We start from the raw sequence: 24618 nt of genomic DNA, 5'->3' as shown, positions 1-24618 counted from the left end.
CCTATGAGAACTCGGCGGAGAAGACCAAGGATCGCCTTCCAGAACTCCATTTTGGTACGTTCCCCCGCATCAGCAATGCTTGCTCTATAGCGGACCATCGCCCATTCGCGGCCAGACGTTACATCTCCGTAGAACGGTTACACCGCGCGTAGCCGGAGCGATAGACCTACCGACTACGGCGACGGGGGCTTCGGTGGGGATGACGGTAGAGCGTCCGGCGACGCGGCGCAGGCTGGCCGGGCTCGACGGCTTACGGGGGCTGGCGGCGTTGTTCGTCGTCCTTCACCATTGCTGGCTCCTGTCCTTCCCCGGGTTCCCGGTCAACGACGCGCCCTGGTGGACGGGATGGCTGCTCTACGGCCACTTCGCGGTCGTGGTGTTCATCGTGCTGTCCGGCTTCTCGCTGGCGATCTCGCCCGCCCGGTCCGGCTGGCAGCTGGGCGGCATCCCCACGTTCCTCAACCGCCGCGCCTGGCGCATCCTGCCGCCCTACTGGGCGGCGCTGGCGTTCAGCCTGGTGATCGCGTGGGCGGTCATCCCGCAGCCCGGTCAGCAGCCGCCCACCGGGCACTCGGTCGTCATCTACGGGCTCCTCCTGCAGGACGTCTTCGGCTCCCCCAGCCCCAACGGGGCCCTGTGGTCGATCGCCGTCGAGGCGCAGCTCTACCTGGTGTTCCCGCTGATGCTGCTGGTCCTGCGCAAGCTGGGCGCGGCGGTGATGCTCGGCGCGGTGACCCTGATCGTCGTGGCGGTGGGGGCGCTGGCGCCCTCCGTGCCGGCCGTGGACCTGCTGATGCGGCTGACCCCGCAGTTCGCCGCGCTCTTCGCCATGGGCACGGTCTGCGCCGGCGTCGTGCGCGCGCAGGAGCGTACGGAGCGCCTGCCCTGGCACTGGTTCGCGGCGGCGGCCGCGGTCCCGGTGCTCCTGCTGATCGTGGTCGCCGGGCCGGTCTGGGTGGTCGCCAACTTCTTCTGGGTGGATCTCGCGGTCGGCCCGGCCGCCGGGTTGTTGCTGACGGGCGTGGCGACGGGCAAACCGGTCTGGCTGGTACGGCTGCTCGACACGCGTCCGCTCCGGCGGCTGGGCTCCTTCTCCTACAGCCTCTACCTGATCCACTCGCCGCTCGTCGTCATGATCAACCGGCTGGTCGTGGCTCCGCACGTGCCACCGGGCATGCCTGCCTTTCTCCTCACGCTCGCCCTGGCAGTGCCGGTGAGCGTGGGGACGGCGTGGTTGTTCGCCTCGGTCTTCGAGTTGCCCTTCCAGCGGCACCGGAGCTGGAGGGGCCTGCGCGACGCCGTACGCGCGCGGTTGGTCAGGTGAGCTTGGCCAGCGCCTCGGCCTCGTACGCCGCCGCGAGCTCCTCCGGGATGCGCGTCAGGTCGTCGGCCCGGTAGAAGTCGCGCAGGGTGGTGCCGCGGCAGGCGGCGTCCACGTTGGGCGCCGCCGCGCGGGAGCGGACGTCGTCGATGTGGACGGTGCGGAAGTCGATGCTGAAGCGGGTCCTGCCGGAGGTGTTGGTGACGGTGGAGTGCAGGTGCGCCCCGGAGAACAGCAGCATGCCGCCCGGCTCCGGCACCAGCCGGAGCTCGGTTTCGAGGTCGAGCGCCTCCTCCGGCTTGGGCTGCTCCCGGGTGTCGGTGTAGATGTGCTGGGCGGCCGTGGGCCGGCTCACGGCGGTCCACTCCGCGTAGTCGTAGCGGCCGCTGCCGTTGCGCACGGGGCGGTCGAAGTACTGCGGGTGCAGGGCGAAGACGTTCTCCGGGACCACCTCGTAGATCGGGATCCACCAGTTGACCTGGCAGAACGGCGCGGCGTACCAGCAGTCGCGATGAGCGTGGTAGGCGTAGGAGATGCCGGAGTCGAGGTAGTGGTCCGCGGTGGAGGTGCGCAGCCTCGGCACGTCGAAGTAGGTCTTGTCCAGCGCCATGCCCAGCTCGTCGAGCAGGGTGACGAGGAGCTTCTTGCTGGTGGGGTGGTGGATGAAGCGCGGCTTGAGGTCCGCGAGCAGTGCCGCGAACTCCTCCACCGGCATCTCGTGCTGGGCGGTCTGGGGGTCGCGGCCCTCGAACGCCTCCTCGATCAACTCGCGGGCGAACTCGATCAGCTTGGTCGAGGCAGGCGTCGCGGAGTAGAGGAAGAGGTCTCCCTGGAACAGCATTTTGCGCCGGACATCATCGTTGATTCGGCTATTTGCCAATAAAACGGACATAGCGAGATTTTCCCCCTCGCGTGGTTCTTTTCCCTTCTCTCGCCTTGGCCCGCATCTTCGTTACAGGGAGTCGGAGGGGTTACAGAGGCAACTGTGTCTGCGTGTCCGGCCTGCCCACGTAGACCGAATAGTCGGGGTGGTCGAAGCGGTGCAGCGCCTGGATGTTGTCGTTCCAGGGGGCGGGAACCGGGCGCTTGTGCCGCAGCCCGTTGATCGGCGCCAGCTTCATCAACTCGTTCTCCTCGTTGAACTCCCGGATCGCGCTGAGCTCGCCGACGAAGTCGTTGTGGATGATCTGGTCGTCGTCGCCGACCGTGTCGTCGAGGTAGCAGAACACGCGGGGCAGGAAGTACTTGTGGTCGCCCTTGAACAGCCGCAGCGCCGCGGCGGTCGAGGAGTAGAAGTCCACGTCGATGGAGACGAACCCGATCGGCGCCGGACGCTCGCCGTCGAGGAACTCGCCGACCGTGTCCTCGATGTTGCCCAGGATCAGGCTCGCCTCTCCCAGCCGGGCCCGCAGGGCGTCGACGTCCATGACGAAGTCGCCCTCGCGCCAGATGTAGGGCAGGTCCCGGTAGTCGGTGGGTTTGGGCAGCCCGGCGCCGGTGTCGAAGCCGTAGACGTCGATCTTCACGCCCGACGCGGCCGACGCCAGCGCCGCCATGCGGTTGAGCTCCACCATGCCCGCGCCGCCCGCGACACCGAACTCGACCACGCTGATCCGGCCGACGCCGAGGCGCCTGGCCAGCTCGGCCGCCTGCTGCACGCCGTAGGCGTAGTGCGGCCTCGGGTAGAGGTCGAGCGAGCAGCGCAGCTCGTACGAGCCGAACGGCAGGCGCCGCATGGCGGCCAGCAGGATCCGGCCCGGCTGCATGAGCAGCCGCACGATGCGGATCAACACGAGGAGATCACCCTTTCGAGGAGACGAGTCGGGCGGCCAACCCGGCGAGTTTGCGGCTGCGGTGCGTCAGCATCTGGTGCTGCCGGCGGTAGTAGGTACGCAGCAGCACGGCGTGGGCACGGTTGCGTTGCTCCGTGGACAGCTCCATGAGCCGCACGGCTCGGTACATCGCCCGGAACTGCAGCGTGGTGGCGAAATGCGCGGTCCAGGCCGGCACGCCGAGCGCCGCGGCGATCCCGGGCAGGCGCCGCTCGCGCAGGTTGCGGTGGGCGAGCGTCTCCGGCACGTGACCCCAGGGCGCGGTCAGCGCGAGCATGGTGGCGTAGACCTCGTCCTCGCGGATCATCAGCGGCCGGGGCACGGCTGCCACCTGCTCCCGCCGCATCAGGCCGTAGAGGGGGTCGAGCCCGTGGTGCTGGGTGGTGACGACGTCCCACAGCTCGTCCAGGCGGTCGATGGGGTCGTCGGAGAGCATCTGGGTGCCGCGGTAGCGGGGCTGGTGGACCGTCCCGTCCGCCCCGGTGTAGCTGACGTCCGAGGTGACCAGGATGAGCCGCTCATCGGCCAGGAACGGCTCCAGGGTCCGCGAGACGTAGCGCGGTTCGAGCAGGTCGTCGTCGCCCATCCAGCGGAAGAACTCCCCCCGCGCCCGCCGTAACACCTCCACGAAGTTCCCCACCACGTGCAGGTCGCGCGGCTGCCGGTAGTAGGCGATGCGGCCGTCCTGCCTGGCCAGCTCACGGCAGAGCTCCTCCGTGCCGTCGGTGGAGGCGTTGTCCGAGATCACCACCTCGATCTCGGCGTGGTCCTGGGCGAGCGCCGAGCGCACGGCCGCCTCCAGGCGGTCCGCACCGTTGCGGACCGGGATTCCGATGGACACCAGCATCGCTTCTCCTCGAGGTCATCGCGCGCGGGCGGGAAGCAGCCGCACCAGGCGATCGCTCACAATGTGGAACTGGTCGCGGGTCACCACGACCAGCACGTAGGCCAGCAGGCCGCCACCGCCCGCCACGATGAGCTGGACCAGGGGGCTCCCCTGGGTCAGCAGCGCGAGGCCCAGCATGACGGCCGCGCACACCAGCGCTCCCGCCGCCGGGCGGACGAGACCCGGCAGGGCCGGGGCGAGCCGGACCCCGGCCCGCTGCACGGCGAGCACGGCGAGCGGGAGGGCGACTAACACGGCGGCGGCCGCCTGCCCGACCGCGGCGCCGCGGATGCCGTCGAGATGCGTGCCGACGATGACCGCCGGGATCATCGCCGCCGCGTGCCCGAGGTTCATCCAGACCGTCGAGCGGGTGGCGCCCTGCCCGTTCAGGATGTCGAGGGCGAAGGAGGTGAGCATGCGCACCACCATCAGGACCGCCAGGAACCGCAGCACGCCGGCGGCCAGCTCCCACTTCGGGCCGTAGATGAAGATGATCAACGGGTGCGCGAGCAGCGCCATGAAGACGGCCAGCGGCAGCACCATGGCGATGAGCAGCGGCACGGTCCGCTGCACGCCGAGCGACAGGGACTCCTCGTCGCGCTCGGCCAACCGGGAGAAGCCGGCGATCGACACCATGCGGATGGCGCTGCCGATGATGCCGGGCACCCAGCTCGACACGTTGAAGGCCATCAGGTAGAAGCCCAGCCACGCGTCGCCCATGATGTTGCCGACGATGATGTAGCCCACGTTGAGCAGCATGATCTCCAGCGCGATCCCCGCCGCCGAGGGGATGCCGAACCGCAGCAGCTTGGCCGCGATCTGCCGGTCGAACCCGAACCGGTAGGGCAGGCGCGCGTAGAGCAGCATGAAGACGCCGGTGACCACGGCGCCCGCGAGCTGCCCCCAGGCGAAGCTGTAGGCGCCCGCCCCGTTGACCGCCAGGACGATCGCCACGGGGGCGTTGACCAGGAAGCCGGCGAGGACCGCCTTGGCGTTCTTGCCCGTGCGGAACCAGCGCAACAGGGCAGCGCTGCGCACCGCGGTGACCGCCTCGACCAGGATGACCGCGGTGAGGATGCGCACCACGGACGTGGCCTCCGCGCTGCCCGCCAGCGCCGAGAAGTACGGCGCCCCGACCCAGAAGATCCCGTACAGGCCCAGTGCGGAGATCATGGTCAGGGTCGTCGCCGTGGGCGCGATGTCCTCCAGCCGCCCGCGCCACTGCACGACGGCCGACATGACGCCGACGTCCTTGACCACCATGACGAACTGGGTGGCCGCGAGCGCGACGGCGTAGATGCCGAAGTCCTCCGGTGCGAGGAGCCTGGCCAGGATCAGGCCGAGGATGAACGAGCCCGCGCGGGTGACCAGTGTGCCGAGAAAACTCCACACGGCCCCTCGGCCCGCTTTACGCCCGATGTCACTGATGTCCGGGCCCGGTTGCTCTGCCATGCCGGCCTTCCCTAGCTAGGCTCGCTGATCCGCTCCAGCCAGATCTCCCGCCAGAACGGGACGAACGCGCGGGGGCAGTTGGACTTGTAGACGCCGTCGCAGATGATGCCTTCGAGCGCGATGCAGGGGTTCTTCATCTCCAGCATCTCGCCCGTCTTCTCGTCGATGCAGCGCTCGACGCGGGCGCTCACGCGGGCGACGCGGCCGCACGAACGCGCCATGTCCTCCTCGAAGCCCAGCCCGCGGTTGAACCCCTTGGTGTTCAGCGTGGCGATGATCTCGTCCCTGGACTTGATCCGCACCAGCTCGCCCGGCTGGAGGTCGGTGGTGCCCGTCGGCGTGCGGCCGGTGTGCGGGCCCGGCCGTACGAAGCCCCAGGCCAGGCCGCCCTTGATGCGCAGCCACTTCGGGAACTTCCTGGACAGGCGCTGGTAGCGGTTGAACAGCCCGAACAGGAGCGTGCGCAGGGTCGAGCCGACCCCGGCGTTGCCCACCTGGATGTCGGTGACGTACTGCCTCATGTCACGGAACGGGAGCTGTTCCGGGGCGGCGCGCAGCAGCTCCGTGGCCTGGCAGCGGAAGCGTTCCTCGCCCTCAGGCCCCGGCTCCCTCCGGGTGTTGACCTCCAGGACCGGCAGCAGCGGCCGCTCGGGGCGGATGGCCGGATCCGAGGTGGGCGGCCCGTCCACCCGCTTGAGCCAGGCGGTCTTCCAGTAGAGCAGGCAGGCGGTCTGGCAGCCGCCGTGGGCGGAGCCGTCGCAGCGGGAGCCCGTCAGATGGACGGCGTCCTCCATGCGCCGCATCCCGGTCCTGGTCATCGTGTCGCAGAGCTTGTTGGCCACCTTGTGAACGGTGAGCCGCCGGCCGCAGTACCGCAGCATCTCCGGCATGAAAGGGAGGCTGTCCAGCTCTCCCTTGTCATCGAGCGTGGCGAGGATCTCCTCAGCGCTGAGGACCTCGACCGCGTCGCCGACTTTCAGCGCCAGGTTCAACCCATCCACTCCTTCACCAGGCCCGCGTTCTGCAGGGCGTGAGCCGCGTCCGCTATTGCCTGGAACGGCAGGTTCGACCGTTCCGCGATGTCCAGGAGACTGTTCAGCCCGTCGGAAAGGCTCAACACCCACAACATCGCCATCTGCGCTTGCTTCGTGTCACTGCGCCCGCCGAGTGACCCGTACAGGCCCCGGGCCCCGAGCTGGGGCTCGCCGTACGGGCTGAGGTTCTGGTAGCGGCGGTTGCCCTCCAGAACCCGCACGGCCGTCCACAGCGTCTCAAGGGTGTCCTCCATCGCCTCGGGAAGCACGAAGTCGGGATTGTCGGCCGAGGTGTGATATTCCGGGTATCCGCTGTACGGCGTCCTGGTCAGCGAGCCGACGGCGAGGTTGAACCCCGGCGAGCAGTACTGCCGCTCGTCGTAGCCGTACGGTGAGAAGTCCAGGACGGTGTGCGGCCGGTCCTTCAGCACGTGCGCGAAGACCTGGTCGATCTCGGCGTCGCCGCGCCTGCTGCGCTTGTAGGTGATCGTGCCGCTGTCCCCCGCGCAGGCCAGCGTCACGCCGTGCCTGATCCGGTCGGTGCGCTCCCGGTTCAGGGCGAGCCAGGTGATCGCGCCGATGGTGCCGGGCGCGAAGATGAACCGGTAGGTGTACCAGGGGTCGGACAGCCGCTGCGCCAGGGCGACGGCCACCGCCACGCCCGCCAGGTTGTCGTTGGCCAGCGAGGGATGACAGACGTGGCAGGAGATCAGCACCTCCTCGGAGCTGCTGCCGCGGACCACGTGCTCGCCGTAGGTCAGGTGCCCGTCGGCCAGCGTGGAGTCGATTTTGACCTCGTACGGGCCGCCGGCCATGCCGTCCAGGGTGTCCTGGCTCAGGCAGAAGCCCCAGGTCTCGGCGTAGTAGCTGGTCCGGTACGGGATCAGGTCCGGCTGCTCGGGCAGGGTGTGCAGGTGCCCGCGCAGCTCCTCCAGGGACATCGTGGCCTCGACCGGCACGCTGTACCCCACGACGTGCAGGTTGGAGTCCTGGAAGTCGACCACCCTGTGGCCCGCGGCGTCCTTGATGTAGGCGTCGCGGATGTTCCACTCCCGGGGGATCGTCCAGTCGAGGACCTTGGTCCCGGTCGGCACCTGGGTGATCTCCAGCGGGATCGACTCGCCGATGATCTCCAGGGTCCGCCGCAGCCCGTCGCCGGTGATGCTGCGGCACAGCGGGTAGAGCCGCCGTACCAGGTCGTGCATCTCCTCGCCGGTCATGGCCGCAGGGTGTCGTCGACGGTGCCGGCCTCGCGCCGGTCGGCGAGCCGGGCCAGCCTGGTGAAGCGGCGCTCGAAGTCCTGCTTCGTCAGGCCGTGCTCGCGGTAGGCGTCGATCAGCTCCACCGCGCCCGCCTTGACCGTCCAGCGCGCCTCGTAGCCCAGCGCGGCCCTGATCCGCGAGAAGTCGACGCGGTAGGAGCGGGGATCGGATCCCGTCTCTCCGGTGATGGTCAGCGTCGATCCGGGCACCGCGGCGACGACCTCGGCCGCGATCTCGGCGACGGTCACGTTGTTGACCTCGGTGCCCACGTTGAAGGCCGTCGCGTGTACGGCTTCGCGGGGCGCGACGAGGGCGGCGGCGAAGGCGTCGGCGATGTCCCTGGCGTGGACCAGCGGGCGCCAGGGCGTGCCGTCGGACAGCACCCGGACCTCGCCGGTCAGGTGCGCGTGGCCCACCAGGTTGTTCAGCACGATGTCGGCGCGCAGCCTCGGGGAGAACCCGAAGGCGGTGGCGTTGCGCAGGAACACCGGCGTGAAGTCGTCGTCGGCCAGCGTGATCAGGTCGTCCTCGACCCGCACCTTGGACTCGGCGTACGGCGTCACCGGCCGCAGCGGCGCGTCCTCGGCCAGCAGTTCCTCGCCGCCGGACGCGCCGTAGACCGAGCAGGTGGAGGCGTACAGGAAGCGGCGCACGCCCGCCTCCTTGGCCAGCCTGGCCAGCCGGACCGAGGCGTGGTGGTTGATGTCGTAGGTCAGGCCGGGCGCGAGCGCGCCGAGCGGGTCGTTGGACAGCGCGGCCAGATGGATCACCGCGTCGAATCCCGCCACGTGCTCGGGACCCGCGTCACGCAGGTCCACCGCGTGCGTCTCGACCGCGTCGGGCGCGGGGCCGAGCAGGCAGTCGGCGAACAGGCCGGAGTCCAGGCCGGCCACCTCGTGCCCGGCCTCGGCCAGCATGGGGGCCATCACGCTGCCCAGGTAGCCCTGGTGGCCGGTGAGAAGTACCCGCATCAGTTCTCCAGATCGACGATGAGCTTGGCAACGTGGAACGCCTCGGCATAGCGCGCATGGCACTCGATGCCGCGGATGCGGGCCAGGCCCAGGAACGCCTCGCGGTCGTACCAGGGCCGGTGCCGCTGGGAGGCGTAGTGGTGCTGGAGCAGATCGACCTTCAGCTCCGCCACCTCCTCCGTCAGCGGCTGGAAAACGGCGGGCGCGGCGAGGTCGCCGTCCCATTTGACGATCTCGTAGCCGAGCGTCAGGTGGTCGCGGAAGGCCGTGGGCACCAGCTTGGCCAGCCCGCGGTGGTCCTGGTGGGCGTCGCCGCGCCAGGGCGCGAAGATCAGGCCGGGGTCGGTACGGGCGCGCAGCTCCTCCACCGCGGCCTTGGCCTCCTCCCACCTGGCCGGCAGGTAGCCGTCGGGCAGCTTCAGCACGGTGACGCGCAGGTCCGCGCCCGGGCAGAAGTCCGCCAGCGCCGCGCGCTCCTCGTCCTCGCGCTCGGTGCCGCCGCCGGACAGCACCAGCGCGTCCACGCGGAGGCCGGGGCGGGCGGCGCAGACGGTCAGCAGGCTGCCGCCCGCTCCGATCGCCAGGTCGTCACAGTGCGCGGCGAGCGCCACGACGCCGTCGAGCCGCCCCGCGCGCAGGCCGATCACCGGGACCGTTCCCAAAGGGCCCACGGGCGCTCGCCCCGGGAGTAGGCCTCGTCCAGCTCCATCCGCTGGTTCACGGTGTCGGTCGGCCGCCAGTAGCCGCGGTGCGGGTAGGCCAGCAGGCGTCCGCGCTTGGCCAGCTCCACGCAGCCGTCGGCGACCAGGTCGCCGTTCTCCGGGATGTGCTCGAAGACCTCCTGGGTCAGCACGAAGTAGCCGCCGTTGACCCACACCGGCATCTCGCTGACCGGCGAGATGCCGCCGATCAGGCCGTTCTCGCCCACGTCCACGCAGTGGAAGGTCTGGGACGGCGGCACGACCATCATCGAGGCGGCCGCGCCCGACTCGACGAAGCGGTCGACGATGTCGGGCAGCGGCGCGTCGGTGAGCACGTCCGCGTAGTTCGCCAGGAACACCTCGTCGCCGTCCAGGTGGTGACGGACGCGGCGCAGCCGTTCGCCGATCGGGGAGTTGGTCCCGGTCTGCACGAACGAGATGGACCAGTCGGAGATGTCGCTCGACAGCAGCTCGACCTTGCCGCCGCGTAAGACGAAGTCGTTGGACGTGGCTTCCTGGTAGCCGAGGAAGAAGTCCTTGATGTGGTGGGCGCCGTAGCCCAGGCACAGGATGAACTCCTTGTGCCCGAAGTGCGCGTAGTACCGCATGACGTGCCAGAGCAGCGGCCGCGGGCCGACGAGCGCCATGGGCTTGGGCACCTCGCCCGGCACGCCCGTTCGCATGCGCGTGCCGAAGCCTCCACAGAACAGGACAACCTTCACACGACCTCCAGGTGTGGGATCGGGAAGACCAGCCGGCCTCCCCATTCGTGCACATAGGAGAGCTGAGCGGTGAGCTCTTCGCGCAGGTTCCACGGCAGGACCAGCACATAGTCCGGGCGATCTCGGGCGATGCGCTCCGGAGCGGCGATGGGGATCCGGGTGCCCGGAGTGAATCTGCCGTGCTTGTAGGGGTTGCGGTCAACCGTGTAGGCCAGCAGGTCCTGGCGGATGCCGCAGTGGTTGAGGAGCGTGTTGCCCTTTCCCGGCGCGCCGTAGCCGACGACCGTCCTGCCTTCTTCCGCGGCGTCGATCAGGAAGCGGAGCAGGTCGCGGCGGACGCGTGCGACCCGGTCGGCGAACCCGGCGTAGCCGGACAGGTCATGGAGTCCGGCCGCCTTCTCCCGCGCGAGCACGTCGAGCACCCGGTCGGACGGGCTCCCCGACGGCCGGGCCCACAGCCGGATGGATCCGCCGTGGGTGGGCAGCAGCTCGACGTCCACCAGCGTCAGCCCGCCGGAGGCCAGCGCCCGCTGCGCGGAGGCGACCGTGTAGTACTGGAAGTGCTCGTGATAGATCGTGTCGTACTGGTTCAGCTCCATGAGCGTCAGCAGGTGCTGGACCTCGATCGACACCCACCCGTCGTCGGCCACCAGGGCGCGCAGGCCCTCGGTGAAGCCGACCACGTCGGGGATGTGCGCGTAGACGTTGTTGGCCACGACCAGGTCGGCCGGCCCGTGCTCGGCCCGCACCGCGGCGCCCGTCTCCGGCGTCAGGAACGCGGTGAGCGTCGGCACGCCCTTGTCCTTGGCCGCCTGTCCCACATTGGCCGACGGCTCGATGCCCAGGCACCTGATGCCGCGCTCGACGACGTGCTGCAACAGGTAGCCGTCGTTGCTGGCCACCTCGGCCACGAACGACGGCTTCAAACGTTCCACAGCGGAGTCGACGAACTGCCGTGCGTGTTCCACCCATGAGGCGGAATAAGAGGCAAAGTAGGCGTATTCGGTGAAAGTTTCTTCCGGTGTGATGAGCGGCGGTATCTGCGCCAGCCAGCAACTGGTGCAGACCCGAAGGTGAAGTGGATAAGTGAGCTCGGGCTCGTCGAGCTGTTCCGCGGTGAGGAAGAGCTCACAGGGCGGAGTCGCCCCGAGATCCACCACACCGACCAGGTCGGCCGAACCACATAGCCGGCACGATGTCCTCAACAATGGGCCCCACCCGAAAATGACAAGATTTCCCCCTATGGCAAACCCACTTCCGTACTTCGGCGGGGCGCCAAGGAGTGTTACAAGTATCTTCATGAAGCACCTGAGCATCAGTGGAGCACTTGTCTACACCCCCCGCATCCACAGCGATCCGCGGGGCGACTTCCTGGAAAGTTTCCGCGCCGCCGACCTGCGGGAGGCGCTGGGGCAATCGATGGACCTCGCGCAGGTGAACTGTTCGGTCTCCAGACGCGGCGTGCTGCGCGGCGTCCACTTCGCCGACGTCCCGCCGGGCCAGGCCAAATACGTCATGTGCGTCTCCGGCGAGGTGCTGGACGTCGTCGTGGACGTGCGCGTCGGCTCGCCCACCTTCGGCCAGTGGGAGGCGGTGCGGCTGAACGACGTCTCGCGCTGCGGGGTCTACCTCTCCGAGGGCCTGGGGCACGCCTTCATGGCGCTCAGCGAGTCGGCCACCGTCCTCTACCTCTGCTCCACCACCTACGACCCGGCGCGCGAGCACGGCGTCCACCCGCTGGACCCGGATCTCGGCATCGAATGGCCGCTCGACGGGGAGCCCGTCCTGTCGGCCAAGGACGCCGCGGCGCCCACGCTCAAGCAGGCTCAGGAAGCAGGGATACTCCCCTCGTGGTGAGCGTCGTGATACCGGCCCACAACGAGGCCAAGGTGATCGGCCGCCTGCTGGACGGCCTCCTCCGGGAGGCCGCGCCCGGCGAGTTCGACGTCGTCGTGGTGGCCAACGGCTGCACCGACGGCACGGCCGCCGCGGCGCAGCCGTACGACGTCCGCGTCCTGTCGACGCCGGTCCCCTCCAAGCGCGAGGCGCTGCGGCTGGGCGACGAGGCGGCACGCGGGTATCCCCGGCTGTACGTGGACGCCGACATCGAGCTGAGCACCGCCTCCGTCCGCGCGCTGGCCGAGGTGCTGGCCGCGCCGGACGGGCCGCTCGCCGCCGCGCCCGAGCGGGAGCTGGCGCTGGCCGGTCGCCCGTGGCCGATCCGGGCCTACTACGCGATCTGGACGCGGCTGCCGCACGTGCGCGCCGGGCTGTTCGGCCGGGGCGTCATCGCGGTGAACGACGCGGGCAACGCGCGGATCCGCGCCCTGCCGCCGGCGATGGCCGACGATCTGGCCGCGTCGCTGGCGTTCTCGCCGGACGAGCGCGTGATCGTGGCCGGCGCGCGGGCGGTGATCCAGACCCCGCGTACCGTCGCCGACCTGATGCGCCGCCGGGTGCGGGCCACGACCAGCGTGAGCGAGCTGGAGCAGACCTCGGCCACGGCCGGGGAGCGCACGGGCCTGCGGGACCTGCTGGCCATCGTGGCCGGGGACCCGCGCCTGGTGGGCGCGGCGGTCGTCTTCGTCATGGTGGCAGTGCTGGCCAGGCGGCGAGCCGCCCGCGCGGTCCGCGCGGGCGACTACACCACCTGGCTGCGTGACGAGAGCAGCCGGGATTAGCCGACCGGCGTGTTCATGTCGGCGGTGATCTCGGCCGCGGTGAGTGCCTTGTTGTAGACGCGGACCTCGTCGATGAGGCCGCTGAAGTACTCACCCGAACCGCTGTTGCCGCCGATCCGCAGCGGACTCGTCCCGGTACGCAGGTTGCCACCGGTCGGATTGGTGGCCACCTGCGTGCCGTTCACGAACATCCGCAACGTCGAGCCGTCATAGGTCGCCGCCACATGACTCCAGGTGTTCAACGGGAGATTGCTCGCCGCCGGAGCGTTGGCCCCCGACGAGGTGTAGATGAAGGCCCCCGGGCCGCTGCTCCCGCTGCCCATGATCGCGTAGGCCAGGTCGGCGCCGAACTCCTTCATCAGCACCGTCCGCCACCCCGAGACGTTGTCCGGCCGCACCCACGCCTCCACCGTCATCCCGCCGGTCAGCCGGAGCGACGCGGAGTCGGCCACCGTCACCCAGCTCGACGTGCCGTTGAACGACAGCGCCTGGCCGTACTTGCCGGCCGACCAGGTCGCCGCGGTGGCCGTGCCGTGGTTGCCGTTGCCGGAGGCGTCGGCGACGGCGGTGCCGTTGCCCGCGTTCATCCCGTAGGCGGCCACCAGCCCGCTGACCGTGGGCGGCTGGGTCACGACGGCCGACGCCTCGCCGGACGGCGGGCTGGTGTTGCTGGACCCGTCGAAGGCCACGACGCGGTAGTAGTACGTGCCCGCCGCGACGCCCGCGTCGGTGAACGAGGTGCTCGCGGTCGAGCCCACCTGGTTGGCGCCGGACGGGGTGAACCCGGCGGTGGCGGACCTGTGGACGGTGTACCCGGTCACCCCCACGTTGTCGGTCGAGGCCGCCCAGGTCAGCTGGGCGCTGCCCGGCCCGCCGGTCGCCGCCAGTGAGCCCGGCGCGGTGGGCGCCTGGGTGTCGGGCGGTCCCTGCTGGCCGACGGGGGTGTTCATGTCGGTGGTGATCTGTGCCGCGGTGAGCGCCTTGTTGTAGACGCGGACCTCGTCGATGAGACCGCTGAAGTACTCACCGGAGCCGCTGTTGCCGCCGATCCGCAACGGGCTCGTCCCGGTACGCAGGTTGCCACCCGTCGGGTTCGTGGCCACCTGCGTGCCGTTCACGAACATCCGCAACGTCGACCCGTCATAGGTCGCCGCCACATGACTCCAGGTGTTCAACGGGAGATTGCTCGCCGCCGGAGCATTGGCCCCCGACGACGTGTAGATGAACGCCGCCGGGCCACTGCCGCCACTGCCCATGATCGCGTAGGCCAGGTCGGCGCCGAACTCCTTCATCAGCACCGTCCGCCACCCGGAGACGCTCGTGGGCCGTACCCACGCCTCCAGGGTCATCCCGCCGGTCAGCCGGAGCGACGCGGAGTCGGCCACGGTCACCCAGCTCGACGTGCCGTTGAACGACAGCGCCTGGCCGTACTTGCCGGTCACGCTCCACGCGGTGTTCGCGGCCGTGCCGTTGTTGCCCTTGCCCGAGGCGTCGGCGACGGCCGTACCGCCGCCCTCGTCCATCGCGTAGGCGGCCACCAGGCCGTCCGGCGCCTGTGAGCGCTGGTAGGTCGCGGTGTAGGTCGCCGCGGTGGCGGGCGCGGTGAGGTTGTGGCCGGCCGCGCCGCCGTCGGACCAGGAGGTGAACGTGTGGCTGAAGCCGTCGGCGCTCTGCGGCGAGGGCGCGGAGACCGAGTTGTGGGAGCCCACGATCACCGTCCGGGTGAAGGGGGCGACGGTCTGCTCGCTGTTGAAGCCGAGCTGCAGCCCGGCGGGCGCGGTCTGGAAGGTCAGGTTCACCGTCTTCGGCTGGAGTGTCACGCTCTTGGTGTCGGTGAGGCCGTGCGCGTCCGTCACGGTCAGCCTGAGCTCCAGGTGAGCGGGGTATTCGTGGTCCGGGGCGGCGAAGGACCCGCTCGCGCCGGTGAACGTGGTGATCTCGTGCTCGTGGCAGGTGCCGGGGCAGTGATGCATGATCAGCTTCCAGGACATCCGCGCCCCCGGGATCGTGCCGTCCTGGGCGTCCGTGCCCGTGCCGGAGAACGCGATCGTGTCCCCGACCGCCCAGGTGAGGGCGGCCGACGGGGAGTTGATGGTCGCGGTCGGCGCCGTGTTGCTCACGTTGATCGTGACGGTGGCATCCCCCAGGCCGCCGCGCCCGTCGTCGGCGCGCAGCTTCACCACGTAGGAGCCCGGCTGGGTGTAGGTGAAGGACGGGGTGGCGGAGGTGGAGTCGTCGAAGTCGCCGTCGCCGTCCAGGTCCCACCGGAAGGTGAGCGGGTCGCCGTCGGCGTCCGCCGATCCGGCGGAGGTGAAGTTCACCGCGAGCGGCGCGCTGCCGGAGGTGGCACTAGCGCCGATGACCGCGCTCGGCGGGGCGTTGTTGTAGAGGTAGCGGATGACCTGCCCGTTGCTGAAGTCTACCGCGAAGAGGTCTCCGCCGGGGCCGGTCTGCAGCTCCACGGCGGGCATGCCCGAGTCGAACGCGGTGATGGTGGCCGGGTCGGGCAGGCCGTTCGCCCCCTTGGTCATGACCCAGACGCACGATCGGCTGTAGTCGGAGAAGAACATCGCGCCGTCGTAGGCGTCGGGGTAGGGGCCGCCGTTGTAGAAGGCCACGCCGCTGGAGGAGGAGCCGCCGGACGGGCACGGGTCGTTAGGCGCGGGCCTGGAGCCGTGGTTCCAGGCGAAGTACGGCTGGGCGTGCGCCGCGGCGCCCTCCGCGTAGAGGTTCTCGCAGAGGGTCAGGTTGAGGTTGTCGTAGCCGCCCTGCCTGGCGGCGCCCTCGTAGCAGGGCCAGCCGAAGTTCTTCACCGGGCCGGTGGGGTCGGCGATCCGGTTGATCTCCTCCCACGTGTTCCAGCCGACTTCACCGGCCCAGACCTCGCCGGTGCCCGGCCGGATGGTGAAGCGGAACGGGTTGCGCTGGCCGTAGGCGATGATCCTGGCCACGTTGGGGTCGCTGCTGCCGGCGTTGGGGTTGCCGGGGGCGGCCGCGCCGGTGTCCGGGTTGATCCTGATGACGGTGCCGTTGAGTGCCGCGGGGTCACCGCCGGTGCGCGGGTCCTGCGAGCGCAGCGCGCCGCCCTCGGCGGCCGGCGGGGTGAGCGCCGTGCCGACCGGCGACGGCGGGTCGCCGCACGGGTTGTCCGGGGTGACGTCGGAGCTGGTCAGGTTGTCCTGGCCGTAGTCGGCGAAGTTGAAGCTGGCACCGTCGCCGCCGCTGGCGTAGAGCATGCCGTCGGGGCCGAACTTGAGGTCGCCGACGGAGTGGCTGGGGTGCTGCTGGCACCAGTCGGTGATCAGCGGGGTCTCGACAACCGAGCCGCCCGAGGGCGCCAGCGAGGATAAGCGCCCGGTGATGAGGCAGCCGTCCCCGGTGGGGCCGGGCGGGGTCGGGCAGGGGTCGGCGCTCACGCCCGCCGTGCCCCAGCGCGGCGCGGTGCCACCGGGCACCGCGTCGTAGGCGTACAGGACGTAGATGCGCGGGTCGGCCGGGAAGTTCGGGTGCAGGGCCATGCCGAGCAGCCCGCGGTCCCAGAAGTTGTGCACCTGCGTGCGCAGGTCGGCGTAGATCGCCGGCGTGGTGTCGGTGATCGAGTCGAAGACCTTGATCAGGCCGCTCTTCTCGGCGACGAACACCCGGCCGTCCGAGGCGAACTCGATGTTGGTCGGGTTGGTCAGTCCGCTGAAGACGACCTGTCTCTGGAAGCTGCCCGGCAGCGCCTGCGCCGCGGACGGCGCGATGAGCGTCAGGCCGGTGGTGAGCAGCAGGACGGAAAGGAGCGCATGGCGAAGCCGCCTCAACACGAGAACCCCCTTGAGCCGAAACTCCCCCGAGCCCTGAACTCGATCTATCGCACCGAATCAGGGAGAAGTCACGAGGTCTGTCCACAAGTGGACAGCCACGCATAAAGCAACCACCCCAGCTCGTACGGCCGGCACTCCCGATCGACGGCCACCGGCGGATAGATCCGGTCCAGCACGCCGAGCCGCATCCCCTGACGCACCCCCGTCGCCGCGGCCCGCACCCCGCGCACCAGCTTGCGGGGATCCGCCCTGGCCTCCTTGCGCCAGGTCAGAGCGAGCTCTTCGAGCACGAAGGCGGGCCGCTCGATCATCCAGTCGAGCCCCTTGGAGATCTCCGCCACGTAGGCGGTGCCCCCCGCGTCTGCCAGGTCGAGCAGCGCCATCGGCCCCATCGACAGCTGGTGGACGCTGTAGACCGGATAGCCCTCGACCACCGACCCGGTACGGGCGTCGTAGTGCCACCACCACTCCCCCTGCGGGCCCTGCGCGCGGCAGATGCCCTCCGCCACCTGCTCGGCCGCGCGCAGCGCCTCGGCGTCGCCGGTGGCGGCGTGCAGCCTGGCCAGCGCCTGCAGCGGGTAGACCTGGTCGGCGAAGCAGCCCACGTGGGCGCGGTACCGGGGGACCAGCGGCCCCTTCCCGAGCGCGTGCGGGTAGAGCCGGTTGCCCCGCAGCCCTGCCAGCAGCCGCTCGCGGGCGCGCTCGGCCCGGCCGTCGGTCACGCCGGCCGCGACCAGGGCGGCCAGCGCCCACGCCGCCTCGACGGTGTGGATCTGGGCGCCCGTGTCGAGCTCCGCGAGCCGGCTCAGCGCCAGGTCCAGATCGGCGTGTCCGGCCTCCGCAGCCGCCCAGCAGATCAGCGCGGCGTCGCCGGCCCCCGTCACCTCCGGCAGCCGTTTGATCAGGTTGCCCACCAGGTCGAGGAGGCTGTCACCGGCCAGGGCCGCCCGCTGCCGCTGCTCCGTCAGGGTCCCCACGCCGAGCGCGACGATCGCCGAGTAGCGGATGCTGCGCCCTTCCGGCGCCGCCGTCCACGTCCCGTCGGCGTTCTGGCGTCCGCGGCGGGTGAACACGAACTCGCCGTCGGCGTAGCCCGGCGGCAGCCCGCGCACGGACAGGTCCACCATGCCCGTCACGAAGTCCTGATGTCCGGAGCTCAGCAGAGCGATCCGGTGATCCGTCACGTCGTCTCCTCGATCCTGCGTTTGACACCGGCCCGCTCCCGGAGCACCAGGAGCAGGAATCTGCCGTTGGTCCGCACGTAGCGCGGACCGAGCCGCAACGGCTCCTGCAGCATGCGGTAGAGCCATTCCAGGCCCAGGCGCTGCCAGCGCAGCGGCGCCCTGCGGGTGTGCCCGGCCAGCACGTCGAACGAGCCGCCCACGCCGTGGATGATCCGCGCCCGGGTGCTCTCGCCCCACTCGCGGATGAAGATCTCCTTCTTCGGCGAGGTGATGCCCAGGAACAGCAGGTCGGCTCGGGATTCGGCGATCTCGGCGGCGACCTCGGCCGAGTCCTCCACCGCGAAGTATCCGTTGCGCGAACCGGCGATGCCCAGCCCGGGAAAGCGCAGCCGTACCTCCGCCAGCACCCCGGCCAGCACCTCGTCGGTCGCGCCGAGGAAATAGGCGCGGTAGCCGCGCCGGTGCCCCTCGGCCATCAGCTCCGTGAACAGGTCGATGCCCGCGACCCGCTCGGGAAGCCGGTGACCGAGCATCCGCGCCGCCCAGACCACCGACTGCCCGTCTGCCAGCACGAGATCGCTGTCGACCACGGACTGCCGTAATGCGGCGTCCGTCCGCATGTTGACCACCTTGGCGGCGTTCACCACGCCGATGGTGAGTCTCCTGTTCTCCGAGACCGCCGCCACGCACCGCGCGATCACCTGGCGCATGGTGAGGGCGTCCAGTGTGGTGCCGAGTATCGTCTTCCTGGAGGCCTGCTCCGGCAACCTCGTCATCCATCCCCCTGGGTGTCCATGACATATCGGTTCCGGCTCCGGAAACGTGACATCACGGAAGGACCAGCTCGGTGAGCGTCGCGCGATGGTCCGTCCTGGGCATCCGCAGGGTCCGGAAGCTCCGGATCGCGATCCGGGGGTCGGCCAGCACGTGATCGATGGCCACCTTCGGGAACAACCGCGACTGTTCGTAGTAGGGCCAGGTCATGGACAGCCCCTGGCCGGTGACGTGGGCGGCGTCCCGGTAGCCGGTGGCGATCAGGTCGCGCAGCACCGCGTGGTCCAGGGTGGAGTTGAAGTCCCCGGCCAGCACGCGCAGGCGCCCTCCGGCAGGTGGCAGCGCCCGGATGCTCGACGCCCAGCACGCCGTACGCCAGCCCTCGGAGGGCGCGCACGCGTGGACCGCGACGAGGTCCACCTCCCGCCCGCCCGGCAGGGTGACGACGGCGGGAAGGTGGCGCGGGCTCTCCACGAAGGCGGGGGCCGCGATCGGCGCGTCCCCCGGCCGCAGCGGGTAGCGCGAGTAGATCGCCGCGCCCTGGGAGTCCTCCCCCGGCAAGACGATCTTGTACGGCAGCAGCCGCCCCAGCCCGAGCTCCTCCACCCGTTCCCGCATCAGGTCGGTGAACTCCAGCAGGTGCAGCACGTCAGGCCGCTCGCGCTCGACCGCGTCGACCAGATCGGGCGGCAGCACGGAAGAGTGCAGCAGGTTGACGGCCATCACCCGCAGCACCGGACCGCCGGCGGGCGGGTTGCCCTCCGGGATCGCCCGCGGCAGCACGATGACCGCGAAGGCGACGGCCACGACGAGCGCGGCCGCCACCAGCGCCCCGGAGCGCAGGTAGATCGCGAACCCCAGCGGCACCAGAGCGAGCACGGCCGCGTACGGAGTGAACGACACCAGCTGCGACCAGACGAACTTCGGCTCCCAGCCGCACAGGCGCAGGCCCGCCCACCCGGCCAGGCCCGCCACCATGAGCCACAGCACCGAGTCCTTCAGACGACGCTGCACCGACGCCCACGCATCAGCACCGGCCAGGCCGCGTGCAGCGCCGTGCGCCAGTGCCGGATCGGCTCCCCCTTCGTGTGCGCGAGCACGCTGTAGGCCGGCCGCTTGGCCGGGCGGGGGAAGGCCTCGCTGGTCACGGGGTGTACGCGGTCCGGGTCGGCGCCGAGCAGGCCGAAGATCTCCTTGGCGAACCCGCACCAGGTGGTCTCGCCCGCGCTGGTGCCGTGGTAGACGCCCGGCGGCAGGTCGGAGCGGGCCAGCCGGACGAGGTAGTCCGCCAGGTCGGCCGCCCAGGTCGGCTGGCCGTGCTGGTCGTCGACCACGTCGACCGTGGGCCGCTCGTCCGCCAGCCGGATCATGGTCCGCACGAAGTTCGCGCCGCCCGCGCCGTAGAGCCAGGCGCTGCGCACCACGTAGTGCCCGTGCTCCAGCGCCGCGTACTCCCCGGCGAGCTTGGTCCGCCCGTACGCGTTGATCGGCCCCGTCGGCGCGTCCTCCGCGTACGGCACCACGCCGTCCCCGTCGAAGACGTAGTCGGTGGAGACGTGCACCAGCCGCGCCGCCGCCAGGTCGCAGGCCTCGGCCAGCCAGCGCACGGCATGCCCGTTGACCGCCAGCGCCTCCGCCTCGCCGGCCTCGGCGTCGTCCACCGCGGTCCAGCCGGCGCAGTTGATCACGACTCTCGGCCGGTAGGCGGACACGAAGTCCCGCACCGCGCGCCTGTCGCGCAGGTCCAGCTCGGCCCGGCCGAGCGCGAGCACCGGCTCCCCGGTCAATGCCGCCCTGTCCAGGACGTCGGCGGCGAGCATGCCGCCGGCGCCCGTGATGAGCCACCTCATGCCGCCTCCCGGCACAGCCGATCGATCACGAGGTCCACCAGTCCCGGTGCTCGGCGTACCAGCGGACGGTCTCCTTCAGCCCCTGCTCGAACGGGATCTCCGGCCGGTAGCCGAGCGCCCGCAGCTTCGCGTCGTCCATCGAGTACCTGCGGTCGTGGCCCTTGCGGTCCTCGACGTACTCGACCGCGTCCCAGCCCCTGCCGCAGGCCTGGAGCAGGCGGCCGGTCAGCTCCTTGTTGGTCAGCTCGGCCGTGCCCGCGATGTTGTAGACCTCGCCCGGCTCGCCCTTCTCGGCGACCAGCCGGATGCCGGCGCAGTGGTCGGCGACGTGGATCCAGTCGCGGACGTTGCCGCCGTCGCCGTACAGGGGGACCTTCCGGCCGCGCATCAGGTTCGTCAGGAACAGCGGGATGAGTTTCTCCGGGTACTGTCTCGGCCCGTAGTTGTTGCCGCACCTGGTGATCGAGACGTTCAGGCCGTAGGTGATCGCGTAGGCCCGGGCGATCAGGTCGCCGGCGGCCTTCGACGCCGCGTACGGCGAGCGCGGGCGCAGCGGCGCGTCCTCGTCCCACGAGCCGATGTCGATCGACCCGTACACCTCGTCGGTCGACACCTGGACCACCTTCGGCACCCCGGCCTCCAGGCACGCCTGGAGGAGGGTCTGGGTGCCCAGCGCGTTGGTGCGCATGAACTCGGCCGCGCCCTCGATCGACCGGTCCACGTGCGACTCGGCCGCGAAGTTCACGACGAGGTCGTGGCCGGGGACGACGCGCCTGAGCAGCTCGGCGTCGCAGATGTCCCCGTGTACGAACTCGTGGCGCGCTCCTTCGAGGTTGGCCCGGTTGCCGGCATACGTGAGCTTGTCCAGCACCGTGACGTACATGTCGTGCAGATTGCGGACGAAGTGCGAGCCGATGAAGCCCGCACCGCCCGTCACCAGGATCCGGGTCATGAACTGATCTGTACCTTGCTGTGATCGCCCAGCACGAGACGGTGGGCTCTGGGCGTGTTGGGTGCCGGGGTGACCTCGACGTCGTGGCCGATCAGCGACGACTCGATGCGGCCGACCCCGGCGATGGAGGCCCTGGGCAGCACGATCGAATACTCGATCTCGCTGCCGGTGACGGCGCAGTCGGCGCCGATGGAGGTGAAGGGGCCGACGTAGCTGTCACGGATCCGCGCGCCGTGACCGATGATCACCGGGCCGACGATCCTGGACCGCTCGACCACGGCCCCCTCCGCGACGACCACCCGGCCCACCAGCTCGCTGGCGTCGTCCACGTGCCCGCGTACGCTGGGCTCGACCGACTCCAGGACCAGCCGGTTGACCTCCAGCATGTCGGTGACGTTGCCGGTGTCCTTCCAGTAGCCGGAGATCACCGAGGACTCGACGCGCAGCCCCGCCTCGATCAGCCACTGGATCGCGTCGGTGATCTCCAGCTCGCCCCGCCACGACGGCTTGAGCTCGGCCACCGCCGCGTGGACGGCCGGGCTGAACAGGTAGACGCCGACCAGCGCCAGGTCGCTCTTGGGGCGGGCGGGCTTCTCCTCCAGGCCGATCACCCGGCCGGCGGCGTCGAGCTCGGCCACCCCGAACTGGCGCGGGTCGCCGACCCTGGTCAGCATGATCTGAGCGGCGGGCCGCTCGCGGGCGAACCTGTCCACCAGGTCGTTGATGCCGCCCACGACGAAGTTGTCGCCCAGGTACATGACGAAGTCCTCGTCGCCCAGGAACTCCCTGGCGATCAGCACACCGTGCGCGAGCCCGAGCGGGGCCTCCTGCCGCAGGTAGGTGACCTGCAGCCCGAAGGCCGAGCCGTCCCCCACGGCGGACTCGATCTCCGCATGGGTGTCGCCGACCACCAGGCCGAGCTCCCTGATGCCCGCCGCCGCGATCGCCTCCAGCCCGTAGAAGAGGACCGGCTTGTTCGCGACCGGCACCAGTTGCTTGGCCGAGGTGTGCGTGATGGGCCGGAGCCGTGTGCCCGACCCGCCGGCGAGCACGAGTGCTTTCACCGCTAGTAAGCCCCTTCTCCACGGGTGACGACGGACCAGGTCTTCCAGAGGATCTGCAGGTCGAGGATGAGCGACCAGTTCTCCACGTACCGCAGGTCGAGGCGTACGGACTCCTCCCAGCTCAGGTCGGAGCGGCCGCTGACCTGCCAGAGCCCGGTCATGCCCGGTTTGACCACCAGCCGGCGGCGGACGTCGGCGCCGTACTGGCCCACCTCCTCCGGCAGCGGCGGGCGGGGGCCGACCAGGGACATCTCTCCTCGGAGCACGTTCAGCAGCTGGGGCAGCTCGTCGAGCGAGTATTTCCGCAGGAAAGCGCCTACCCGAGTGATTCTTGGATCGTTCCTAATCTTGAAGAGCACGCCGTCGAACTCGTTCGAGTCCAGAAGCGCGCTCTTGAGCCGCTCCGCATCAACCACCATCGTACGAAATTTCACGACATGGAACTCTTTGCCGCCTTTGCCCACCCTCACCTGGTGGAACAGCGCGGGCCCCTGGCTGGTGAGGCGGATCACCAGCGCGATGGCCAGCAGCGGCAGCGCCAGGAGCAGCAGGGCGGTCGCCGCCACCAGGCGGTCGAAGACGGTCTTCGCGACCTGCTTGGTGCCGTCGAACTCGGGGTGCTCCAGGTGCAGGAGCGGCATCCCCGCGACCGGCCTGATGCTGATGCGCGGCCCGGCCACGTCCATGAGCGCGGGGGCCACGAAGAGGTCGGTGCGCGCGGTCTCCAGGCTCCAGGCCAGCCGGCGCAGCGCGGCCCCGTCCAGCTCCGGGCAGGCCAGCACGGCCACGGCGTCGGCCCGCACGCGCTCGACCACCTCGGCCACGTCGCCGAAGGAGCCGAGCACGGGGATGCCGTCGAGGTCGATGTCCAGCGCGCTGTCCATCGCACTGTGGGGAAGGCAGGCTCCCACCACCTGCATCCCGTGGTGCGGCTGCCGCCTGAACTGCATCACCAGGTCGAGGATCGACTCCCGGTGCCCGACCGCGATCACCTGGCGCATGTAGTCGCCGACCGCTCTCCTGCGGTGGAGACGCTTACGCATCCGGTAGCGGAAGTACAGCGTGGACAGCAGCGCCAGCGGCAGCATCGCCATCACGAAGCTGCGCGCGACCGCGGTCTGCGTCGCATAGGCCAGGATGGCGACGGTCGCCATCAGGCCGACGCCGCCGTTGAAGACGGCCTTGAACTCGTCCGTTCCCTCGCCGTTGGCGCGCTGCCGGTACGCGCCGCCCATCATGAGCGCGACGGGCCAGGCGACGATCAGGCCGAGTCCGAGCATGAACTCGATCCACGGTATGAACACCCCGGCGACGAGCCGGATGCCCAGCACGCAGACGCATGCCAGCAGTGCGCAGGTCGTGTCCCCGCCTAACAGGAGCCGCAGGTACGCGCGCGTCCAGATGCTCGACGCGCGGCGTGGCACGGCCCCGAGGAGCACGACAGCGGACTCCCCAGTCCCCACCCTCATAGCACCACCCTGAGAAACTTTTGTGCACCGCGATAACAGGACGTTCCTTGAACCACATGGGTTGACATGTCCCACGCACAATCAAGGGCGGCGGCCCCCACTAAAGAGTAAAGATCGATTCCGGTACGGGGAATAACGTCCAATGTCCACAATCGGACGAGGGCTCAGCAACAGAAGGGCTTGACGGAACGATCCATAAGTGCAGCGTTCTGGCTGGCAAAATGTGCGGTTTACGGGGGTATTTCGGCAGGTTGCGGCTGAATCAAGCCGCTAGTCGTACTCCAGATCCGGCAATGCGGACGGCGGGTCAGGACTGCGCCAGACGACCACAACCCCGTCACCCGTGGAGTCGGCGGCCAGGGCCAGCCGATCGAGGTCGAAGTCGGGCAGATAGCGCAGCCGCGCCAGGAAGGTGGCGTCCGTGGCCGAACGCGGCACGACACAGCCCTCGCCGTCGCGGTCGAGCAGGATGTAGAGGACGTCCTCCCCGGCCTCGGTGACGACACGGACCTCCACCACGTCCTCCCAGGCGAGGGCCTCGACGCTACCGTCCGCGTAGTGACGGGTGACGCCCTCTTCCGTGACATATACGTAGGAGTCCGGCATCGGATTGCCGTGCATGGGCGCGATTCTTGCGAGTTCAGGGGCTGTCCC

Annotated in this window: 22 protein-coding genes and 1 pseudogene; 3 read left to right on the top strand and 20 right to left on the bottom strand. The window is 70.1% G+C overall.

The window, feature by feature from the left end; genetic code table 11:
* Positions 1-199 precede the first annotated feature (199 nt).
* On the top strand, positions 200-1324 hold the full coding sequence (locus H4W80_RS38400) for an acyltransferase family protein (protein WP_192789537.1): 1125 nt from the start codon (positions 200-202) through the stop codon (positions 1322-1324).
* Here the strand turns inward: H4W80_RS38400 and H4W80_RS38395 are convergent.
* The 11 genes and pseudogenes from H4W80_RS38395 to H4W80_RS64730 all read right to left on the bottom strand — a co-directional run.
* Complete coding sequence (locus H4W80_RS38395) at positions 1317-2162, bottom strand: hypothetical protein (RefSeq protein ID WP_225963887.1); 846 nt, start codon at positions 2160-2162, stop codon at positions 1317-1319. The genes H4W80_RS38400 and H4W80_RS38395 overlap by 8 nt on opposite strands.
* Before the next feature lie 130 nt (positions 2163-2292).
* Entirely contained in the window at positions 2293-3114 is an 822-nt protein-coding gene (locus H4W80_RS38390) for a class I SAM-dependent methyltransferase (RefSeq protein ID WP_192789535.1), read from the bottom strand.
* 7 nt (positions 3115-3121) lie between these two features.
* Entirely contained in the window at positions 3122-4000 is an 879-nt protein-coding gene (locus H4W80_RS38385; protein ID WP_192789534.1) for a glycosyltransferase family 2 protein, read from the bottom strand.
* 15 nt (positions 4001-4015) lie between these two features.
* Positions 4016-5491: an oligosaccharide flippase family protein gene (locus H4W80_RS38380; RefSeq protein ID WP_192789533.1), complete on the bottom strand. Its 1476-nt coding sequence runs from the start codon at positions 5489-5491 to the stop codon at positions 4016-4018.
* Positions 5492-5502: 11 nt separating this feature from the next.
* On the bottom strand, positions 5503-6492 hold the full coding sequence (locus tag H4W80_RS38375) for a hypothetical protein (protein WP_378525710.1): 990 nt from the start codon (positions 6490-6492) through the stop codon (positions 5503-5505).
* Positions 6480-7745 (bottom strand): DUF4910 domain-containing protein, encoded by a 1266-nt coding sequence (locus H4W80_RS38370; protein WP_192789532.1) that lies wholly within the window; start codon positions 7743-7745, stop codon positions 6480-6482. The genes H4W80_RS38375 and H4W80_RS38370 overlap by 13 nt, the downstream gene beginning before the upstream one ends.
* Positions 7742-8758, bottom strand: coding sequence for an NAD-dependent epimerase/dehydratase family protein (locus tag H4W80_RS38365; RefSeq protein ID WP_192789531.1), 1017 nt, complete (start codon positions 8756-8758; stop codon positions 7742-7744). Before H4W80_RS38365 ends, H4W80_RS38370 begins: the two co-directional genes overlap by 4 nt.
* Positions 8758-9405, bottom strand: coding sequence for a PIG-L deacetylase family protein (locus tag H4W80_RS38360; RefSeq protein WP_192789530.1), 648 nt, complete (start codon positions 9403-9405; stop codon positions 8758-8760). The genes H4W80_RS38365 and H4W80_RS38360 overlap by 1 nt, the downstream gene beginning before the upstream one ends.
* A complete protein-coding gene (locus tag H4W80_RS38355) occupies positions 9402-10181 on the bottom strand; it encodes a sugar phosphate nucleotidyltransferase (RefSeq protein WP_192789529.1) in 780 nt (259 codons plus the stop codon). Before H4W80_RS38355 ends, H4W80_RS38360 begins: the two co-directional genes overlap by 4 nt.
* Complete coding sequence (locus tag H4W80_RS38350; RefSeq protein ID WP_318787638.1) at positions 10178-11116, bottom strand: class I SAM-dependent methyltransferase; 939 nt, start codon at positions 11114-11116, stop codon at positions 10178-10180. The genes H4W80_RS38355 and H4W80_RS38350 overlap by 4 nt, the downstream gene beginning before the upstream one ends.
* Positions 11117-11200: 84 nt before the next feature.
* Positions 11201-11482, bottom strand: a pseudogene (locus tag H4W80_RS64730) (class I SAM-dependent methyltransferase); the annotation flags it as partial.
* On the opposite strand from H4W80_RS64730, the gene rfbC reads away from it, so the two are divergent.
* Together rfbC and H4W80_RS38340 are read left to right on the top strand one after the other, a co-directional pair.
* A complete protein-coding gene (gene rfbC, locus H4W80_RS38345; RefSeq protein ID WP_192789527.1) occupies positions 11481-12038 on the top strand; it encodes a dTDP-4-dehydrorhamnose 3,5-epimerase in 558 nt (185 codons plus the stop codon). The pseudogene H4W80_RS64730 and the gene rfbC sit on opposite strands and share 2 nt — an antisense overlap.
* Entirely contained in the window at positions 12032-12862 is an 831-nt protein-coding gene (locus tag H4W80_RS38340; protein ID WP_192789526.1) for a glycosyltransferase family 2 protein, read from the top strand. Before rfbC ends, H4W80_RS38340 begins: the two co-directional genes overlap by 7 nt.
* On the opposite strand, the gene H4W80_RS38335 is transcribed toward H4W80_RS38340, so the two are convergent.
* The 9 genes from H4W80_RS38335 to H4W80_RS38295 form a co-directional block, all read right to left on the bottom strand.
* On the bottom strand, positions 12859-16671 hold the full coding sequence (locus tag H4W80_RS38335) for a LamG-like jellyroll fold domain-containing protein (RefSeq protein WP_192789525.1): 3813 nt from the start codon (positions 16669-16671) through the stop codon (positions 12859-12861). The two genes, H4W80_RS38340 and H4W80_RS38335, sit on opposite strands and share 4 nt — an antisense overlap.
* Positions 16672-16739: 68 nt before the next feature.
* Positions 16740-17855: a hypothetical protein gene (locus H4W80_RS38330; protein WP_192789524.1), complete on the bottom strand. Its 1116-nt coding sequence runs from the start codon at positions 17853-17855 to the stop codon at positions 16740-16742.
* Positions 17852-18631: a WecB/TagA/CpsF family glycosyltransferase gene (locus H4W80_RS38325; RefSeq protein WP_192789523.1), complete on the bottom strand. Its 780-nt coding sequence runs from the start codon at positions 18629-18631 to the stop codon at positions 17852-17854. Before H4W80_RS38325 ends, H4W80_RS38330 begins: the two co-directional genes overlap by 4 nt.
* A 52-nt stretch (positions 18632-18683) precedes the next feature.
* Positions 18684-19643, bottom strand: a complete 960-nt coding sequence (locus H4W80_RS38320) for an endonuclease/exonuclease/phosphatase family protein (RefSeq protein ID WP_192789522.1) — start codon at positions 19641-19643, stop codon at positions 18684-18686.
* Positions 19628-20479: a dTDP-4-dehydrorhamnose reductase gene (gene rfbD, locus H4W80_RS38315; protein ID WP_192789521.1), complete on the bottom strand. Its 852-nt coding sequence runs from the start codon at positions 20477-20479 to the stop codon at positions 19628-19630. Before rfbD ends, H4W80_RS38320 begins: the two co-directional genes overlap by 16 nt.
* A 25-nt stretch (positions 20480-20504) precedes the next feature.
* On the bottom strand, positions 20505-21431 hold the full coding sequence (gene rfbB / locus H4W80_RS38310) for a dTDP-glucose 4,6-dehydratase (protein ID WP_192789520.1): 927 nt from the start codon (positions 21429-21431) through the stop codon (positions 20505-20507).
* Positions 21428-22495, bottom strand: a complete 1068-nt coding sequence (locus tag H4W80_RS38305; protein WP_192789519.1) for a glucose-1-phosphate thymidylyltransferase — start codon at positions 22493-22495, stop codon at positions 21428-21430. The genes rfbB and H4W80_RS38305 overlap by 4 nt, the downstream gene beginning before the upstream one ends.
* A gap of 2 nt (positions 22496-22497) precedes the next feature.
* Positions 22498-23964, bottom strand: a complete 1467-nt coding sequence (locus tag H4W80_RS38300; protein WP_192789518.1) for a sugar transferase — start codon at positions 23962-23964, stop codon at positions 22498-22500.
* Positions 23965-24234: 270 nt separating this feature from the next.
* Positions 24235-24585, bottom strand: a complete 351-nt coding sequence (locus tag H4W80_RS38295; protein WP_192789517.1) for a hypothetical protein — start codon at positions 24583-24585, stop codon at positions 24235-24237.
* Between the last annotated feature and the right edge of the window lie 33 nt (positions 24586-24618).

It is taken from the genome of Nonomuraea angiospora (genome assembly GCF_014873145.1).
GTDB classification, from domain to species: Bacteria; Actinomycetota; Actinomycetes; order Streptosporangiales; family Streptosporangiaceae; genus Nonomuraea; species Nonomuraea angiospora.
Note: the sequence above shows the minus strand (reverse complement) of the source record. Positions and strands in the feature narration are given on the sequence as shown.